We start from the raw sequence: 16,324 nt of genomic DNA on the forward strand, positions 1-16,324 counted from the left end.
TTTAAAATACTTCTAAATAACAACGTCGTTCATATTTACCAGATCACGCCATGTTTCCAATTCTGGCACTTCGGGCTTACGTTCACCAAATAATTGCATAACCAAATGACCTTCTATATCAAATAGCTCAATGCTGTGTACATCCCCTTCCCTTGTCGGTTTGGACACCGTCCATATTTCTCCGATCCGTTCCCATCGTATCTCCAGACTGAAATCCGAATCTTTGATCATATACCGATCACCTTGATCGATCAAGTTCGTTACCGGCCCCGTATGTATCTGTACACATCCTTGATTATAAACAAACACCATAATGGGGAGCCTCTGAGCGGCACAGGTATGGAGAGTTTTTCGCACAAATGTAGCATCCCTACGTTGGGCGCGACACACACTGGCATACGCCAAAGCCTGCAATCTCGACAGTCCATATTTATGCAGTAAAGACTGAAAAGCATGTGTATCTGTCAAAGCTTCCCACTCTTGTCTGAAATCTTCCTGCTGCAATTCATCCAATGTAGCTCTCTCATCCGTCGGAAGCTGTCTTTCAAAACGAGGAGCTTCCTCCGATTCTTCACAAAAATTCTTTTTGAGCGTATCAAATCCTTCAAGATCACTCTCCCCATCAATCAAGTGTATGGCGTGGAGTTCGCACCCTTCCCGATCAAAAAAATGCAACGATCTACCGCTGGTTCCATCCACTAGGATACCTACATGCCATTTGTTGATAAATAACCGTAAATCAATACGCGTTCCGGCAAACAAATGTGTATCCCCGTACCCTTTAGCATAGGCATACACACCTATTTTGGTATGCTTACAGCTTCCATTTTTTGTACACGCTTTTACGCTTCCCAGCAGCGAAAAATAAGGTAATAATCGGGCAAAATCATTCCGAATATAATGGTATGTATTTTCTTTATCCAGCAGCATCGCTTCAGCTTCCGAAATCCCCAACTTAAGAGATTGTTCTTCGACAGATAGGTAAGGCGATTTACCCAACAGCAACGCTCTTCTCCGTTCCAAAGACAGTTCCTTTTCGCTCACCGGCAACATTGAATTAAAAAGATGTACGTCCATGTCCATTTCTTCCAAACGGACGTAAGGCTTCAAAGTCTTCGCATTGAGTTCTACGGTAGTTTCTACAGAAAATACCGTATAGATATCCTTTGTATTCAACACTTCCATTGGGCTTCCGTCAAAGAGCTTACGTCCATGTTTGAGCATCAAGATACGGTCTGCATACATGGCCGCAAAATTGACATCATGAACCACAAGAACTACCATCAACCCCCTCCGGGACAAAGCTTTGGCAATGGCCAATACTTTCTGCTGATAATGCAGATCCAGTGCAGAAATAGGCTCATCCAACAGCAACAAACTATTCGGATTGTCCCATATTTGTGCCAATATCCTGGCCAACTGTACCCGTTGTTGCTCTCCACCCGATAGACTTAGGAATATCCGATCCGCAAAATCGGACACTCCACATAATTGCATGACCTCCTCGACCACTTCTGTATCTCTCACCGCCGGGTTGGATCGAAAATGTGGATAACGGCCCATCATGACAATTTCCCGAACTTTGAACGCCAAAGAGATCTGCTGTTGTTGACTTAACATAGCCCTGCATTTGGACAGCTCCTGCGGATCGTAACTCGCAATCAACTGACCATTCAAACTTATCGTTCCGGATTGCGGTTTTTTATCACCCGACAACAATCCCATCAAGGTAGATTTTCCGACTCCATTGGCTCCCAGCAAGGCCAATACCTCCCCTTTTCTCAGTTGAAACGAGATGTCTTTTAATAACTTTCTCCCTTTGACCTCGTATGTCAGTTTTTCTACACGTAACATCGTTTTATTTAATTGAAAATTAAAAACTGAAAATTGAAAGTGCCTTTTCACTCTCCATTCTCAACTCTCCACTTTCCACTATCACTTCTCCTTAATCAATATATACAGAAATACAGGTGTACCCAACAGTGCTGTAATCACCCCTATCGGCAATTCGATTGGGGCGACCAATACCCGGGACAGCACGTCCGCTAAGGTCAACACCATCGCCCCCAACACCATCGAGGCAATCAATACGTATTTATGCTCCACACCGCCCATCAATCGTACGGTATGCGGTACCAACAAACCCACGAAACCAATGATTCCCGACACCGCTACCGAAGCTCCTACAGCCAACGTGGACAAGACCACCACCCAACGTTTGATATAATCCGTACGCATACCCAACAGATCTGCCTGTATCTCCCCTAAGGCAAAGGCATTTAATGATTTGGAAAAGAAAGGCAAGGCTACCAATGGTATGATGATGAAAGGCGCTATGGCCGTCACATTTTCCCACGTCGCACCACCCAAACTTCCCAACATCCAAAATGTAATCGTTCGCAATTGCTGTTCGGTCGCCATATAGGTCATCAGACCTGTCAATGCTCCGGCAAAAGCATTGATGGCTATTCCTGCTAGCAACATGGTGGTCACACTGGGGCGCCCATCCTTGACAGATATCTGATACACCACGAAAGCGGTAAGCCCTGCTCCAAAAAATGCTCCAAAAGCAAGCAAATAATAACCTATCCATTCGGCAAGTCCGGCAAACAATAGACTCTCGAAAGCAATAATCAATACGGCAAACAACGATGCGCCGGAAGAAATCCCAATAAGTCCAGGCTCTGCCAAAGGGTTGCGAAAAATACCCTGAATAGCAGCACCGGAAATTCCTAATGCTGCACCTACCAGCACCCCCAAGAGTACGCGTGGCATGCGGATAACAAATAAAACATTACTTTGTACCGAATCCACAGCCATATCACTACCGATACCTATCCGATGGAATAGTAAACGGCAAACATCGGACAACGAAATATAATATGCCCCCAAAGCCAAAGCCACTAAGCTCACCAACACTAGTGCCGCGACCAGGACAGTTAAAATGATACGCTGTTTAGACTGCACGCTCTATAATTATGACTTCTAAATTATGAATTACGAATTGTGAATTCTCCATTTTCAACTTTCCATTTCCAATTCTTGTTTTTTTAATCCATCTCTTCAACAAAAGCCCTATGCAATTGCATGATAGCCTCCGGAAGACGTGTACTGAAATTGATCAGCAAAGGACCACTCATAGCCAATATCCTTTCCTGTCTACCCGCTTCTGTAACACGTACGCCCGGAAGTTTGAGAATGGCATCTTTCCCACCTAAACTACTTGCTCCGAAATCAAACATCAAAATAATATCGGGATTAGCCTGTACAAGCGCCTCTGTAGTATAAGGTTTGAAATCAGCAAACTCCTGAACGGCATTCTTCCCTCCTGCCAAAGAAATAATAGCGTCCAAACTACTCCCTTTGCCCGCTACACTCATCGTTCCCGTACCCCGTGCGTAGATAAACAGCACTTTGGGAACCTGACGACCTTTAGTTTCCTCCTTGACTACATCAAGTACACGATCCAAACTGATTTTTGTACGTTGTACCACTGTTTTCCCCATCTCGGCCACACCCAATGCATCCGCGATATCCTGTATAAACTTTGATGCCCCCTTTACTGAATATTCCTGTCTAAGTGTGACAAGGCGTACGCCCGATTTGCGCAAATGCTGTGCCACCGACGATGGTACATCTCCCTCCATAGCCAATACAACTGTTGGTTGGAAAGCCAGCAAGCCTTCTGACGACACCGATCTGTTCTTGCTGACACGAGGCAAGCCTGCCGCGGCCTTCGGAGAGATACTCGTCACATCCGTAGCCACCATAGACGATCCCAACCCCAAAGCATAAACGGTTTCGGTAATGGCGCTATGTAATGTAATAATACGCTGCTCCTTTGCCAAACACACCGTACTCCATAAAAGTAAGATAATAATATAGATCGATTTTTTCATCGTAAATACTTCTACAAGTGATTTCCGAAGTTTTAAAAAACTCCGGAAATCTCCTTAAATTCTGATACAAAACAAATCAATAATCAGTCTAAATACAAATAATTCGTTCAAAACAATATAAAAGACACAAGCATAAAAACAAACATAAACAGCTATATATCAACATATTGAATCCTAAAAACAATCTAAAACATAACCATTCAAATCGAATTCCATACAATTTTTGTCAGTTTTCATATACTATTTATCAATCAGATTTCCGTTTTTTGTCTCATTATTTAGAATGATTAAAAATAAAAATAGTGTTTGAACGAACTGCCTACATAAAAATTTTCTGTTTCAAGTATATGTACGCTTTTTTTGGCCCAAGGCTTAAACCATGTGCTAAAAACTTAAATCGTCTCAACAAATGGACACTATGGAGTACTGCCTCCCTTCTCCTATGTACCGGGACCGCTCTAGCGCAGTCCAAATACAGCATCTCCGGATACCTCAAGGACGATTGGGGTGTCTCTATTCCCAAAGCAACACTATTGTTGAACCCAGGCAAGATCATCACACAGACAGACGACAAGGGATACTTTGCTTTCAACGATCTTTACGAAGGCACCTATGTTCTTGAAGCGACCTGTCTCGGATACACCTCCTCCACACAAAACATCGAGTTGGAACAAAAGGATACCAACTTGAACATCCGGCTTTCCTCCAACCACAAAAGCATCACCGAGGTAGAGGTTCAAGGTAAAGTAAGTGCAGTCGATAATCTCCTAAAAGCGGAGAATGCCGCCATGCCCGTCAAAATCATCACCCGTCGCGAAATCGAGCTCATGGGTAGCCGCCGATTGGATGAAGTGATGAAAGAGCAGACGGGGGTAGCCGTCATCAATGATATTGCTGGAGGCTCACGTGCCGTAGGCGTACAGATACAAGGTTTCAGCAGCAATTACATTATGGTACTTGTAGATGGACAACCCATGCTCGGACGCAATAGTGGCAATTTCGACCTTTCGCGCATATCGGTCACAAATATCGAACGTATCGAAATCATCAAAGGTGCCACATCCTGCCTATACGGATCGGATGCCCTAGGAGGAGCCATCAACATCATCACCCGACATGGGGCCATTACACCACAGGCCCAGGCGTCACTCTTGTATGGAAGCTTGAATATCATCGATGCGACGGTCGAAGGAGAGACCCCTTTTGCCAATCAACGAGGTTCTGTAGTCGCTTCAGCGAATTACTACCGCACGGACGGTTTTAACACCAATAGTAAATACATGTCCGAAGGAACTACCGTACCGCCTTACAGCAACTATAGTATACAGGGAAGAGCCCGATATCGCACCAGCAAAAATGGTACGATAGGCATGACCGCACGCTATGCAGGACGGCAATCGGTGATGATCAACGATTGGTCCGACAATCTGGTCAATGAAGATCGTCAAAAAGACCAAGATGTGAATCTTTCGGCCAATTACGATCACCAATTTGCCTCCGGTTTGCGCAGCATGAGCCGCTATTACTTCACCCGATATCAGACTGAGATGAGTGCCGAATGGATACGGCAAAGTGCATTGATCTCTGTGGATAAATTCGGTCAGCAAGTCCATCGTTTGGAGCAGCAATTTGCCTATTCACCCCATACCGACATCAAATTGACGGGCGGTCTGGGTGGTAGCACAGAGATGATGGACGACAGGGCCTTGGATGACCAACACGCCCTGAACACCGCTTTTGCTTATTTACAGACCGAATGGAAACCTGCTGACCGCCTATTGACTACACTAGGTCTACGATACGATTATACCAATGTATATAAAGATCAAGTCAGTCCGAGTATAGGTGTACAATACCATATTTCACCACAGCTTACACTAAAAGCCGGTAGCGGTATGGGCTTTAAAGCTCCGGATTACAAGATGCGCTATCAGGTATTTTACAACCCATCGGCCAACTATATGGTCGTCGGAACAGATCGGGTAAGAGAAGTTATCGAAGCCATGGACAGATCCGGTGAACTGAGTTCGCAGAACACGTATATGCTCAATCTGACAGCCAACAACCTAAAAGCAGAAAACAGCCTGTCCAACAATATCGGCTTGATATGGTCACCCAACATAAAGATTCGAACAGAACTTTCGGCCTTTTACCATCACATCAAAAACCAGATCAACAGTATCAGTGTCGGACAAGGTACACAGATCGGTCAGATCTACACATACCGAAACCTACCAAAAGCTGTAAACAGAGGTATCGAACTGTCCTTTGCCTACCAAGCCACACGGGACCTGGAGCTTTCGGCAGGATACCAATACCTCATCGCCAAGGACCTCAGCGTGCTGGACAGTATTCGCAGCGGCAATTATCCCTACAATAAATTGATCATCAATCCGGTGACCGGTGAATCTTGGGAGCCTACAGTGAAGGACTATTGGGGTATAGAGGATCGTTCGAGGCACATGGTCAACCTAAAACTGCTTTACGAATACATACCTTGGAATACAAGCGTCAATCTAAGGGCCAATATCCGGGGAAAATATCCCTTCCAGGAAACGACCACCAATCAATTTATCGACAGATTTGATGCTTTTGTTCCGGATCATACCCTCTTGAATCTGACCATTGAAAAGAGATTGCTCAAAAACAAATTGACTCTGCGATTGATCGCAGACAATATATTGGATTTCACCCATCAGTACATGCCCGGACAGCCTGGCAGAGTCATCTTGGGCGGATTAAGTTATCGATGGCTGAAGGAATGAGAAAATTATGAATTAGGAATGATTAATATCTCAATACACAATACTCAAAAAATGAAAACGACAAAATTGATCATCAACGAACTACATGCCTTGTTGGCTTGTAGTAGGATAGGCTACCTATTTGTAGGCTGTCTGTTATTGACATTCAGTTCTTGTGGCAAAGAGGAAGATCCGCGTCCGGGATTGGAAGATGGCAAGAGTACGGTTATATACGATTTGCCAGGCGATCTGGAAGCTTCCATGGGAGGCAGTGTCGATGGAAAAGAAAACCGTGATTTTTATACTTTCCTTTTCCGTTTCCGTGATAAGCGCCAAATCTGGATCAAAACAAAGGAAGACTCCTTGCAGTGGTTAAAAACCAAAGACTGGGATCTTGCCTTCACAGGCCCCTACAATTCGGAAGTCTACATTAACAATGCTCATCAAGAGTTCAATCCGGGCTACGAAGGAGAGGCTACCAATACCGCAGTAATCAAATTGGATCGGTCTTACGAAACAGTGGCCACAGCGCCGAGTGATGAGGAATTTGACAACAGCAATGTCGCAAAGATAGGCTGGGCACCATCCAAATCTTCGAATGGTTGGTTTCAGTACAGCCTATCCACGCATATTATGCAGGCATTGCCCAACCGTACCTACGTCATCCGTTTACCCGATGGCAAGTACGCCAAACTACAGCTTATCAATGCCTACAAAGGGAATCCGCCTGCTGTCACCAACATGAACTGGCCTGCACCGTACTTCACCTTCCGTTATTACGTACAGCAGGACGGAAGTAAAAATCTCGCAACTAATTAAAAAAATAACACACATAAATTAAAACAATTCAAATGAAAACACTACTATCAATAAGTGCATTGGCATGCGCACTTGCTTTCGGGTTTATGTCCTGCGAAAAGGAAAAAGAAGAAGAACCGCTCATCTTATCCGACAATAAGGCGGTCGTACAAAGCAAGACTATAGTCCCCAATGACGAACCTATATTCTTTAATATAGGCGATAACGAGGAGATCGACGACGAAACAAAGGCAGACATCTCCTTGGCAGGATCCATGAGCCTTGACCTGCAATTGGCAAATGCGGATAAGTATCGCTTGGGTTATTTTGACTCGGACATCGAAACCATTGAGGATATCAAAATAGCTGTACTGGATACAGCGACCATCAAATACACCTCTAAGCTCACGATGAGTATGGTCGATGGGCCTGCACCTTCCACTCCCAATGCTTGGTACAATTACCTATTCACGAGTCACACCCTCGCTACGATTGAAGGTCGGTACGTCATTCTATTTGAAGGAAACGAGGAGACAGGCTTCTCCAATACATTGGACAAAGTATTCATCGTACAATTAACGGACATTCTACAAAACGGAAGAGAAGTCGACAATTTCTCTATCAAAACAAAAACATTCACTAAATAAATTAAACAATTAAAGCTATGTCAAATCAAACTATTTCAAAAAAAATTAGGAGATATTCATTTTTTTGCTACGTCTTAGCTCTTATATGCGTAGGTTACTCATGCGATAAAAAAGAGAACATTATACCCGACGAAGAAGAAACAGGTAATTATTACAAATTGATCCGGGTTGAAAATTTACCCATAGCGCCTACCGACGAAGGTTCGACACCCAATCCTCATGATCATTACCTGTACAGTCTTTCTGAAAACAAATCGGTTGATGTGGAATTAGGCAATTCGACAAAGTGGGATTTAGCCTTCGGAGGAATCTTCACCAGTTTTCTTTCGGCCAATAACGGAAGTGATGAGGACAATTACGGAGCGGGAAGTACCGCCAAAGGCGGTATTGCGATCGTCGAAAGCACATTTGACGAAGTGACAGAAATACCCAAAGACCTGGAATTCAAAACAGGCAAAGATGTGATCGGTACCGATGACCAAGGTTTCTTTGGCGAGGGGATGGGCTGGTATCTCTATGATTTCTTTGGAACAACCGTTCGCGATGGTGCTCCCGAAGATCAACACATAGCCTATGCGTTGGCCGTGCCTATTACCAAAAAGGATGTTACAACCGTAAAACCACGGACGGTAATCCTCAAAACAGCCAATGGTGATTACGCTAAGATCAAAATGATATCCTGCTACAAAGACTTGTTTACGCCGGAGCTTTGGAAAAAAGGCGAACCTATCATGTATGCTACCTTTGAATATGTGATCGTGCCGTCTTCAAGCACCAAATTTGAGATAAAGTAACCCACAACACAAGGTAGAATTTAAACCGTTTTGCAGACATTTTTAAGCAAAAAGAAGAAAGCAAAGCAAGAAATAAATATACAAATTTGTAGGGGCAACCCTATGTGGTCGCCCAAAAATGGTTGCCCAATAAAAATAAAAAAACATGTTACATCAAAATATCAAAGAAAGCACCATGCCTGCCCACCAAAAAGTGGAAGGCATCATTGTTCGTCAACTCAAAGCAGTTCGCTCCGAAGCAGACTATGCCGAAGTTTTGAAAGGTTTCTATGCCTATTTCAAAGCTGTTGAGGAAGCTATTGCACCGTATATCACGACCGATGTTCTCCCGGATCTGGCCGAAAGACGTAATTCGTCCTATATCAAACGGGATATCGAAGAATTGGGTGGCACAATCGACAACCTGCCCTTGGCCACAGCACCTCAGGTAAACAACGTATTGGAGGCCTTGAGTGCTCTGTATGTATTGGAAGGCTCTATCATGGGAGGTCCCTACATCGTGCAAATGCTCAACAAATATGGCATACATAGAGGTACATCGTTTTTCTCCGGATACGGGGAGGATAGTGGCAAGATGTGGGCAGGATTCACCGCTGTGCTCAACCAGCATGGTGCAGATGAAAGCACTTTCGCCCATGCCGCAGAAATTGCCAACGAAACATTCTACAATTTTGGAGAAGTGTTTGCTTCCGTAACATCTGAAAATTAACCGCACGGAGTACGCAATCCAAACCCCATAAGGTTTTAAAAACCTTATGGGGTTTTTCTTTTCCTGCTCCTACCATCTTCTCTCTTGTTGGCGTAAGTTGCCAATTCTTACCAAAAAAAGACCTAAAAACCGTAGAAGTCTTCAACAAAATTTTGTTTTACGTTAGAATTAAGCCAATTTTGTCCAGAATTAAAATGGTTGAAATGAAACCATCATGATTTTTCAGACCACGCAATGGGAGGCAGAGACGGCTTCAGCCATCTTGAATACCATTGGAAAAATACGCGATGAAAAATCTGATACCTGCATACGGTAGGCAAGGTTTCATTCTCTTTAAAAATTTTATAGATGAAAAAAATAGTATTGTTATTCGTGTCATGTATGGTCAGCCTGACCAGTATGGCCGACGAAGGCATGTGGTTCCTGATGCACCTCAAGCGTCTCAATGAAGCCGACATGCAGAAAAAAGGTCTTAAACTGACCGCAGAAGAAATTTATAGCATCAACAATTCCAGTCTGAAAGATGCCATCGTACAATTCAACGGTGGCTGTACGGCCGAGATTGTCTCCGGGCAGGGTCTGGTCATGACCAACCACCACTGTGGATACGATGCGATTGCAGAGCTATCTACTCCCGAACATGATTACCTCACCAATGGCTTTTGGGCCAAAAGCCTTTCGGAAGAGTTAAAGCCACGATCCTTGTCTGTACGTTTTTTCGTTCGTATGGATGATGTGACGAAGCGTATCCTGGATCTGGTCAATGATAACATGCCCGAAAAGGAACGGCAAAAGATCATCCAGCAGGAAATCGCAAAAATCGAAAGGGAAAACAGCGAGAACGGTAAATATATCGTCAATGTAAAGTCTTTCTACAGCGGCAACGAATATTACTACTTTGTGTATCAGGATTATGAGGACGTACGGTTAGTAGGTACACCTCCCAATAGTATCGGAAAATTCGGAGGAGATACTGACAATTGGGAATGGCCTCGTCACACAGGCGATTTTTCCGTCTTTCGGGTCTATGCCGACAAAGACGGTAATCCAGCATCGTATTCCGTCGACAACGTGCCGCTGAAACCCAAATACCATTTACCTATAAGTATCAAGGGATTCAAAGAAGGTGATTTTTCGATGATCCTTGGCTATCCTGGCCGTACCAACCGCTGGATGCCAGCAGCTGGTATCGATCAAAATGTACATTATGCCTATCCTGCGTGGGTAGAAGCTTCCAAAGTAGGCATGGATGCCATGAAAAAACACATGGACAAAGACCAGGCCGTCAACATCAATTATGCTTCACAGTATTCGCGCATTGCCAATTATTGGAAAAACCGCCAAGGCATGATCGATGCCCTTTCGCAACACAAGACAGCTGCAACCAAACGCAAACAGGAGAAAAAGTTTCAAAAATGGGCCAATAAAAAAGCGAATAAGGATAAGTATGGGGAGGTGATCAATACCATCAGCTCCTATTATACCGCTACCAATGAGAAGGCCCGTCATGACAATTATCTTACAGGCACATTACGCTCGGCTACGTTTGCTGCCCTACCCTATAGCCTTGGCAACCCGCTGCAACAATATGCCGAAGCTAACGAAGCAAAGCGGAAAGAACTGCTTCCCCGTTTTGAAGCCGCTTTGGCCGACACCTATGAAAAGCTCTATCTTCCATTGGAAATAGATGTGCTGACTGACGAGTTGAACCTATACGGTGCAAAAGCTGGCAACATCGCTCCCTATATCCAGCAACTGGCACAACAAAACAACGGAAAGTTTGATGGGTTGGTCAAGGAAGCCTTCGCGAAAAGCATATTTGGTTCAAAAGAAAAACTAGAAGCTTTTTTAACAAATCCTTCGGCCAATGTCGTCAGTGAGGACCCTTTGTTCAAAATATCTGAAGCTTTGATGGATAAATATCGTGAGCGTAGCCCCGATTTGGAACAATTAGAGGGCAATTTCCAAGCAGCCTATAGAAAATACATTGCAGGCTTCCTAGAAATGAACCCCAAAACCAAATACTACCCAGATGCCAATAGTACATTACGTCTCACATATGGAACTATCCGTGCCTTGCCAAAAGATCCCCGAAACGATGCAAAAATCAATAACTATACGACCTTACAAGGGACAATCGCCAAGTACAAACCGAACGATCCAGAATTTAATATACCAAAAAAACTGATCGATTTATACGAAAAGAAGGATTATGGACGTTATGCTGATAAAAATGGTTATATGCCTGTAAACTTTTTAAGTGATCAAGACATCACAGGAGGCAATTCCGGTTCACCCGTATTGAATGGCAATGGCGAACTGATAGGGCTTGCATTTGATGGAAATATCGAGGCTATGGCCGGAGATGTGATTTTCGACCCCAAATTGCAACGCACTATTTCGGTCGATATACGTTATGTTCTGTTTGTCATCGACAAGTTCGCAGAGGCAAAGAATATCATAAACGAGCTGACAATTGTAGAATAATCTCTAATAAAACACACTTTTTTGAAAAAAAATGCGATTTTATTGTTTTTATATTTGTTCGTTTTGTATCTTTATTACATCTTAGCAAAAATAATTTGAAAACTAAATTATAATTAATAAAATGAAAAACTACACTAAATTAAAAGAACTAGTAGCTTCTATCGAAGCAGATGCAGAAAAATTCTTCAACAATGGTAACTCTGCAGCGGGTACTCGCGTACGTAAAGGTTTACAAGAAATCAAAACTTTAGCTCAAGACATTCGTAACGAAGTAACAGCTAAAAAGAATGAAGTTAAAAAATAACTTTCAATCGCTTTGAATAAAAAAGGCTCTTCGTCCGAAGAGCCTTTTTTATTTTTTATTGGCACATAGACTTCTATAGTTTCGTTCTAAAACTTAGGAAGTATTTAGCTACTTCTTTCTTCGTAAAAGTTTAGAAAACAACCCATAAAAAAACACCAGAATAACCACTAAGATCAATAGAATAATGATTTCCTGGGTACCAATCCCCCAGCTCATCGAATTCATATCACCCACCTTTCACATTTGTCCAAAAATTCCTGTTTGATATCCGCACCTATACCGATATCGTCGGAAACAGAAATCTTGTAACCATCATATTGTACACCACCGATCACCGGGTCTTCCAAATGTCCGACCATACAGGTATCCAGATCATAAAATTTAACATTCGGAGCGGCATAGGCAAAATGCACTTTGGCGGCCAATGCCAAACGGCTTTCCAACATCCCTCCAATCATACAAGGCACATTATACTCTGCCGCTACAGCCTGAATCTTTAACGCTTCGTGTATGCCCGAAGATTTTGAAAACTTAATATTGATAAAATCACAGGCATCACTTCTGCAAAGACGCTCCGCATCATAGTGGCTATATACGGATTCATCTGCCATAATCGGCACAATAGTCTGCGTACGCAACTCGGACAACAGGTTATCATTGTATGTCCGCATCGGCTGTTCGCAAAATTGAATCTTATACGACTCCATACCTTTCAACGCTTCTACAGCACCTTCGTAAGACCAACCTTGATTGGCATCGATACGGATAGGAATATCAAAACCAACAGCTTGACGGATAGCCTTGATCCGCTGTATATCCTCTTGCGGATTTTTACCCAATTTGACTTTCAAGGCAAAAGCGCCATTTTCTTTGAGTCGCAAAGCCTTCTCCGCCATTTTCTCTGCAGAGGCGATTCCTAAGGTGATATCCGTGATAATCTCCCGTGGCTCTCCTTCCAAAAATTTATACAAAGGAAGATTAGCATATTTGGCAGACAGATCGTACAAGGCCATATCAAAAGCTGACTTGATCGTCGCATTCCCTGCAATATAAAGATGCAGTTCCGCTAACCGTGCTTCCAAATCCAAAGCGTCCTTTCCTTTCCAGATTTTAGCAAAATCCTGAGCCACACTAATACAGGTATTTTGGGTCTCCCCCACGATCATCGGAAAAGCCGAGCACTCCCCGACTCCAGACAGGTCTTTATCGGTCAAAACACGTATGAATGTGTTCTGTGCATAGTCCATAGTTCCTGTTGCAATGACAAAAGGTTCCATCGGGATACTCAATCGGTAGATTTCTATTGCTGTGATTTTCATAATCGATAAAGGTACTAAAGTCCCCTTAAAAATAGAAGGGTAAATTCTTAACGTTTCTACAACAAAAAAAGCCGTCTAAAAATCAACTTTTTAGACGGCCTTACTTTTTCTATCAGACTCCTTTTGCTACTTCCTTCGTACTACCGCGAGACCGCTTGCCGTTACTCCAGCCCCGTCTTCATCGGTAAGTGTAACAGCTGTTCCGTTTTTCCAATACTTGGCGACATTTTTGCCTCCTCCTCCGTATTCATATCCGGCGACATAGGTATTCCCATTGGAGACCGTTATTGCAGTAGCCATTTCATCTCGGCTTCCATCGCTGAGAGATATAGCCGTGCCGTTCTTCCAATATTTAGCAACTGATTTTGTGCTTTCGACTTCCGCGCCGGCTATATAAATATCGTTATGTTGGGTAGCTATTCCTGCAACTGTACTGAGTATATTTTCTGTACCAAGCAACGTTGATACACCATCCACCCAATGCATGGCCACCTGTCCTGTACCTTTGTTTTCCCATCCGGCCACATGCACCTTGCCGCCGACAACGGCGACCCCAAGAGCCTGTGCAGCATTAGCTTCTTCGCTAAGGGCAACTTCCACCCCGTTTTTCCAATATTTAGCGATTGGTTTACTGGCGTTGACATTATCGAATCCTGCCACATACACATCCCCGTTGTACACCGCTATCGAAGATGCCTCATGATGGCGAATGCCGTCCGAAAGGGACACTGCCATACCGTTTTTCCAATATTTTGCTACAGCAACACCGTCCTCGACCTCAAACCCCACAACATAGATATCGCTACCTTGCACGAGTATAGACTTAGCAACAGAATATTTATCAGAAAGAGACACCGCAGTACCATTTTTCCAATACCTGGCTGATGGCGTGCCGTTGACAAGCGCTGTGCCAGCGATGTAAACATCACCCTTATCAACCGTTATACCCAATGCGTTGGTAGGTACATCTTCACCAAGAGATGCCAATATGCCATTTTTCCAATATAGTGCGCCCTCAGGTCCGTTGCCGGACACATATACGTCTATAGCATATACATCGATCGTGATCTCGTTGCTCTCAAGATGATCGGTTTTTTTGGCCATGACTTTGTACGTACCGGATTGAGTAAAAGTATGTTTCGTACCATTTATCTTTTCGCTACCCACATATATATCGGCCGTCACTACTTTGCCCTCAGCCTTGACTTCAAATGTCACTTCTTCACCTTCATCGACATCGATTGAAGAAGCTGTCACAACAAGCTCCGGGAGGTCACTTGGATCTGTATCCGGATTCGGATCCTTACCCTTATCACAAGACAATAGCAGGATCATGCTAAACAACAGACACATCATCCCGAAAACAACTGTCATGATTTTTTGAATATTTTTCATATTATGCTAGATTAAATGTATGGCTCAAAGGTATCGCCTATTACAAGGCCTGTAAATACCTAGGGCTAGGTATTTGTCTTTCTTTTTTGGGGTTTCGGTAATCCAACCTATGATCCTCATGGGATTCCCAACAAATTTTATATATCTTTGGATATCGCTCATTTATTCCTGAAGTAAGAATACCAGTTATGGACTTATTAGACATTCAATTACATGGCATATCCAAAGGGCTTAAATATGGAGATTTTAATATTCCAGATATAGGCGACATCGTGCCTGCTTCGTTGATGATCCAAGACCTGGATGGGCTGAGACCCACAGGGTGCAGCTATATGAACAACTGGGGCTGCGAGAATCTGGGTTCCTCTATTGAAGAAATCAATGAACTTGGAGATATTTATTATGAGCGCTACTTTGTCAAAGAAGAATCCTATGCTATATTTAAAGGGATGAACGAATATTTGGCACTGGGTGATTTTGACAAGCAGTACAATTTTTTCCAACGTGTCAAGCTCTACGGTAACACGGATTATACCTGGTTCTATACCGTTCTTAAAGTCATCCAGGTCAAAGCAGCTTCGCAATTGGATCATAAAATCATCTTACTATCCTCGCCTGTGATTGGTATGGACAACCTTATTGCCCGCGTCAACAAGACGCTGGATCAAAACTCGTATATCCGGTCAAACTACCGTAAGTTTGCGGTATTGACCAACAGGGAGAAAGAGATTATCACTCTCTTGGCTCACGGCAAATCGACACGGGAAGTGGCCGAGCAACTGTTTATATCTTTCCATACAGTATCCACCCATCGAAAAAACATCATTCGCAAGACTGAATGCAGTTCTTTTGCTGAATTACTTCGTTTTGCTGTAATTTTTGATCTGGTGTAAAGATTTATTTTACAGAGGATCACGCATGCAGAATGTACCCATTATCACTAACTGTGCTATAATCAATGCTTAGCGCACGTGCAATGTCATTAAGTTAAGCGTTTTTTTGTCATTCTGAACGCAGTGAAGAATCTATTCGTTGTGTTTTTTAGATGCAATGTTGCATCAGCCTCACAGCCACCAACACGACCCTGATGCCTGCTTCGCAGTCCTATCGTCAGCATGACAAGAGAACGATATGCATATCCTTAACTTAATGACATAGAGCGCACGTGTGTCGTCTGTGTAGAACAAGGCAAACATTTCAATCCTTTGGACATAATATATTTTAAGGA

Annotated in this window: 13 protein-coding genes; 8 read left to right on the top strand and 5 right to left on the bottom strand. The window is 43.3% G+C overall.

The window, feature by feature from the left end:
• Nucleotides 1-12: 12 nt before the first annotated feature.
• The 3 genes from G5B00_RS13300 to G5B00_RS13310 form a co-directional block, all read right to left on the bottom strand.
• Nucleotides 13-1,854 (bottom strand): heme ABC transporter ATP-binding protein, encoded by a 1,842-nt coding sequence (locus G5B00_RS13300; RefSeq protein WP_163876216.1) that lies wholly within the window; start codon nt 1,852-1,854, stop codon nt 13-15.
• A gap of 81 nt (nt 1,855-1,935) precedes the next feature.
• Nucleotides 1,936-2,967 (bottom strand): FecCD family ABC transporter permease, encoded by a 1,032-nt coding sequence (locus tag G5B00_RS13305; RefSeq protein WP_163876219.1) that lies wholly within the window; start codon nt 2,965-2,967, stop codon nt 1,936-1,938.
• 83 nt (nt 2,968-3,050) lie between these two features.
• Nucleotides 3,051-3,899, bottom strand: a complete 849-nt coding sequence (locus G5B00_RS13310; protein ID WP_163876222.1) for a hemin ABC transporter substrate-binding protein — start codon at nt 3,897-3,899, stop codon at nt 3,051-3,053.
• A 347-nt stretch (nt 3,900-4,246) separates the two neighbouring features.
• Here G5B00_RS13310 and G5B00_RS13315 point away from each other — a divergent pair, with 347 nt between their 5' ends.
• The 7 genes from G5B00_RS13315 to G5B00_RS13345 all read left to right on the top strand — a co-directional run bounded on the left by G5B00_RS13315 (nt 4,247) and on the right by G5B00_RS13345 (nt 12,382).
• Complete coding sequence (locus tag G5B00_RS13315) at nt 4,247-6,664, top strand: TonB-dependent receptor (RefSeq protein ID WP_163876225.1); 2,418 nt, start codon at nt 4,247-4,249, stop codon at nt 6,662-6,664.
• 51 nt (nt 6,665-6,715) lie between these two features.
• A complete protein-coding gene (locus tag G5B00_RS13320) occupies nt 6,716-7,462 on the top strand; it encodes an HmuY family protein (protein ID WP_240894486.1) in 747 nt (248 codons plus the stop codon).
• A 32-nt stretch (nt 7,463-7,494) separates the two neighbouring features.
• Nucleotides 7,495-8,088: a hypothetical protein gene (locus G5B00_RS13325; RefSeq protein WP_163876230.1), complete on the top strand. Its 594-nt coding sequence runs from the start codon at nt 7,495-7,497 to the stop codon at nt 8,086-8,088.
• 158 nt (nt 8,089-8,246) lie between these two features.
• On the top strand, nt 8,247-8,882 hold the full coding sequence (locus G5B00_RS13330; RefSeq protein WP_163876233.1) for an HmuY family protein: 636 nt from the start codon (nt 8,247-8,249) through the stop codon (nt 8,880-8,882).
• Nucleotides 8,883-9,027: 145 nt separating this feature from the next.
• A complete protein-coding gene (locus G5B00_RS13335; RefSeq protein WP_163876235.1) occupies nt 9,028-9,591 on the top strand; it encodes a biliverdin-producing heme oxygenase in 564 nt (187 codons plus the stop codon).
• Nucleotides 9,592-9,939: 348 nt separating this feature from the next.
• The gene (locus tag G5B00_RS13340; RefSeq protein ID WP_163876238.1) at nt 9,940-12,078 is read left to right on the top strand and encodes a S46 family peptidase; all 2,139 of its coding nucleotides are present in this window, start codon (nt 9,940-9,942) and stop codon (nt 12,076-12,078) included.
• Between the two features lie 121 nt (nt 12,079-12,199).
• A complete protein-coding gene (locus G5B00_RS13345) occupies nt 12,200-12,382 on the top strand; it encodes a histone H1 (RefSeq protein WP_163876241.1) in 183 nt (60 codons plus the stop codon).
• Between the two features lie 221 nt (nt 12,383-12,603).
• Here the strand turns inward: G5B00_RS13345 and G5B00_RS13350 are convergent, their stop codons facing one another.
• The gene (locus tag G5B00_RS13350; protein WP_163876243.1) at nt 12,604-13,701 is read right to left on the bottom strand and encodes a mandelate racemase/muconate lactonizing enzyme family protein; all 1,098 of its coding nucleotides are present in this window, start codon (nt 13,699-13,701) and stop codon (nt 12,604-12,606) included.
• Between the two features lie 126 nt (nt 13,702-13,827).
• Nucleotides 13,828-15,096: a hypothetical protein gene (locus G5B00_RS13355; RefSeq protein ID WP_163876246.1), complete on the bottom strand. Its 1,269-nt coding sequence runs from the start codon at nt 15,094-15,096 to the stop codon at nt 13,828-13,830.
• 188 nt (nt 15,097-15,284) lie between these two features.
• Between G5B00_RS13355 and G5B00_RS13360 the strand changes: the two genes are divergently transcribed.
• Complete coding sequence (locus G5B00_RS13360) at nt 15,285-15,989, top strand: response regulator transcription factor (RefSeq protein WP_163876250.1); 705 nt, start codon at nt 15,285-15,287, stop codon at nt 15,987-15,989.
• The last annotated feature ends 335 nt before the right edge of the window (nt 15,990-16,324 follow it).

Source organism: Parapedobacter sp. SGR-10 (assembly GCF_011030405.1).
GTDB lineage: Bacteria > Bacteroidota > Bacteroidia > Sphingobacteriales > Sphingobacteriaceae > Sphingobacterium.